This is a genomic window from Kitasatospora sp. NPDC093102, assembly GCF_040683915.1.
Taxonomy (GTDB): domain Bacteria; phylum Actinomycetota; class Actinomycetes; order Streptomycetales; family Streptomycetaceae; genus Kitasatospora.
On the sequence record NZ_JBFBFA010000135.1, the window covers coordinates 1 to 2,082 of the forward strand.

Annotated in this window: 1 protein-coding gene; it reads left to right on the forward strand. The window is 69.5% G+C overall.

What is annotated here, in order from left to right; translation table 11 throughout:
* A partial coding sequence (locus tag AB0O11_RS39280; RefSeq protein WP_363397407.1) for a condensation domain-containing protein occupies positions 1 to 2,082 on the forward strand: 2,082 nt, incomplete at both ends.

Below are 2,082 nucleotides of genomic sequence, written 5' to 3' on the forward strand. Positions count from 1 at the left end.
GAGACCGACCCCGCCGAAGCCGGCCGCCAGATCGTCGAGACCTTCGGCCACCGCCCCTTCGACCTCACCGAAGGCCGCCTCCTGCGCGCGATGACCATCCGCCTCGGCGACGACGACCACCTCCTCGCCCTCGCCCTGCACCACATCGTCATCGACGGCTGGTCCATGGGCGTCCTCGTTGACGAACTCCGCCACCTCTACACCGGCGACACCCTCACCGAACTCACCCTCCAATACGCAGACTTCGCCCTCTGGCAGCAGAACCGTCTCACCGGCGACGCCCTCGACACCCACCTCGACTACTGGCGCACCCAGCTCGCCGGACTCGAAACCCTCGAACTCCCCACCGACCGCCCCCGCCCCCGCATCCGCTCCGGCGCCGGCGCCACCCACACCTTCACCGTCCCCGCCACCACCGCCAACGCCCTGCGGGAACTCGCCGCCCGCAACAACGCCTCCCTCTTCATGACCGGCCTCGCCGTCTTCCAGCTCGTCCTCGCCCGCTGGAGCGGCCAGAACGACATCACCGTCGGCGTCCCCATCGCCGGCCGCAACCGCACCGAACTCGAAAACCTCGTCGGCTTCTTCGTCAACACCCTCGTCCTGCGCACCGACCTCACCACCGACGCCACCTTCACCCAGACCCTCGACCAAGTCCGCCAGACCACCCTCGACGCCTACACCCACCAAGACCTCCCCTTCGAACGACTCGTCGAAGACCTCACCCCCGACCGCGACCTCAGCCGCAACCCCCTCGTCCAAGTGGGCTTCAGCGTGGAGAGCGCGTCCTCGGAGCCGTGGGAGATCCCGGGGCTCTCCCTGCGGCAGGTCCCGGTGAGCTCGAAGGTGTCGAAGGTCGACGTGTCGGTGTTCCTCACCGAGGAGGCGGACGGCAGCCTCTCCGGTGAGGCGACCTTCGCGACCGAGCTGTTCGACCGGGCCACCATCGAGCGCCTCGCCGGCCACTTCGTCACCGCACTCGCCGACGTCTGCCGCGACCCCGAGCAGAAGCTCGGCGAAGTCCGCCTGCTCACCGACGCCGAACTCCACCAGATCCTCGACGAGTTCAACGACACCACCGTCGACTACGCCGACGACACCACCATCCACCGCCTCTTCGAGGAGCGGGTAGCGCTCGCCCCGGAGGCGGTCGCGGTGGTGCACAGCGACACCTCGCTGACGTACGCCGAGCTGAACGGGCGGGCCAACCGCCTCGCCCACCACCTCATCGACCAGGGCGTCACCACCGACACCCTCGTCGCGATCTGCCTCGACCGCAGCCCGGACATGATCACGGCGCTCCTCGCCGTCCTCAAGGCCGGCGGCGCCTATCTCCCCCTCGACCCGGAGAATCCGGCGCAGCGGCTCGCGTTCATGCTGGAGGAGACCGAGGCCCCGCTCGTCCTCACCCACTCCCGGCTGGTGCCACGTCTGGCGCACACCGGAACCCCGCTCGTCCCGCTCGACGAGCTGTCCCTCGACGACCGGCCGGTCACGGATCCGGTCATGCCGACCGGCGCCCGCGACCTCGCGTACGTCATCTACACGTCCGGCTCCACCGGCACCCCCAAGGGCGTTCAGATCGAGCACCGCTCCGTCTGCCGCCTGATCACCAACAACTGGTTCCACACCATCACGGCCGGCGACGTCGTCTCGCAGATCCTGAACTTCGCCTGGGACTCCTTCGCCCTCGAGTGCTGGCCGGTCCTGACGTCCGGCGCGACGCTGGCGATCCTGGGCCCGAAGGTCCTCGGCGGCAGCGAGCCCTTCGCGGAGGCCCTCGCCCGGCACTCCATCACGACGTCCCTCATCCCGACGCCGTTGTTCAACCAGTACCTGGTGGAGCGCCCGGACCTGCTGAAGGATCTGAAGTCCGTCTTCTACGGCGGCGAGGCCGGCGACCGCTCGATCGCGGACGCCCTGCTCTCAGGGCCGTACGCCCCCGCCCGGCTCGCGCACCTCTACGGTCCGACGGAGGCCGGTGTGGTCGCCACCTGCCTCGTGGTGGACGAGGACCGGCCGGACACGACGTCGATGCCGATCGGCCGCCCAATCTCCAACACCGGCAACCTGGTGGTGGAC